We start from the raw sequence: 1,538 nt of genomic DNA, 5'->3' as shown, positions 1-1,538 counted from the left end.
AAGCTAGATGATAGACATATAGATCTTAGTATATTAACAGATCAAGAGAGAGATCAGATAGTTTACAATTGGAACCAAACAGACAAACCATACCCTAAAGATAAGACAATATATCAATTGTTTGAAGAGCAAGTAGAGCAAAACCCTAATAATGTAGCATTGGTATTTGAGGGCCAACAATTAACGTACAGAGAGTTAAACCAAAGATCAAATCAATTAGCTAGATATATAAGAAAGCAGTATAAAGAAGTAACTAATCAAGAGCTAGTGCCAGATACATTAATACCATTATGCTTAGAAAGAAGTATGGATATGGTGATAGGAATACTTGGTGTTATGAAAGCAGGAGGAGCATATGTACCAATGGATCCTGATTATCCTGAGGAGAGGTTTAGACATATACTTGCAGATACACAAGCTAAATTAGTTATCACTCAAAGTCATTTAGAGAATAAACTTGATTATATAGCTAGTGATATTAGTTTGATATCTATTGATCCAGATCAAGAACAAAGTTATGTATATGATCAAGAGGATAAAGAAAATCTACCTCCACAAAGTAATTCAACAGATTTAGCGTATGTTATCTATACATCTGGTACTACTGGGTTACCTAAAGGGGTGATGATTGAGTATAGGTCAATTTTACAGCTGCTATACAGTAAATTCTTTTTTAATAAATCTAAAATAACATCTTTATGGACTAGTTATACCTTTGATGTTTCTGTATATGAGATATTTAATAGTTTATGTTTTAACAAACAATTACATATTCTGACAGATAATATTAGACTTGATCCTTTACCTTATTTTGAATACATAGATACTAATAATGTGGAATTTGCGTACATCCCTCCATTTTATATAAAAGATCTATCTGCTTATCTAAAAGATAATAGTTTTAATAATCTTAGTATCATCTTAACAGGAGTTGAAAAAGTTTATTCATATGATGCTAAAAATATAATAAAGAATAATATTGAAATATTAAATGGCTATGGTCCTTCCGAAGCTACTGTCTGTAGTACAGCTTTTTTTATGAGTGACTTATATACTAATAAACATATATTACCAATAGGGAAGCCATTAAGTAATGAAAGAGTATATGTCTTAGACCAACACCAACAACCAGTACCAGTTGGAGTGGTTGGAGAGTTATATATAGGCGGAGCTGGATTAGCTAGGGGCTATTTGAATCGATCTGAGTTAACTGAAGAAAGGTTTATATCTAATCCATTTGCTACAAATGAAGATATAGCTAAAGGTTATACAAGGTTGTATAATACAGGAGATTTAGTTAGATGGTTGGCAGATGGTAATATTGAATATATAGGTCGCAATGATGATCAGGTTAAGATACGCGGGTTTAGGATTGAGTTAGGAGAGATTGAGAATCAACTATCTGCTATAGAAGGGATTAAACAGAGCTGTGTATTAGCTAAGGATAGGAATAATAATAAATACTTAGTTGGTTATTATGTATCAGATGTAGAGTCATTAACTCAAGAAGAAATACTTAATCAATTATCTAAGGTATT

General features: G+C 31.2%; 1 protein-coding gene. It reads left to right on the top strand.

Annotated features, from left to right (window positions below; all coding sequences use genetic code 11):
• Window positions 1–1,538: amino acid adenylation domain-containing protein (locus AB8E56_RS11680; RefSeq protein ID WP_329481316.1), on the top strand; the 1,538-nt coding region annotated here is incomplete at both ends.

The sequence above is a fragment of the Francisella sp. 19X1-34 genome, from assembly GCF_041102755.1.
In the GTDB taxonomy this organism is placed as follows: domain Bacteria; phylum Pseudomonadota; class Gammaproteobacteria; order Francisellales; family Francisellaceae; genus Francisella.
This window is presented reverse-complemented; position numbering and strand designations above follow the sequence as displayed.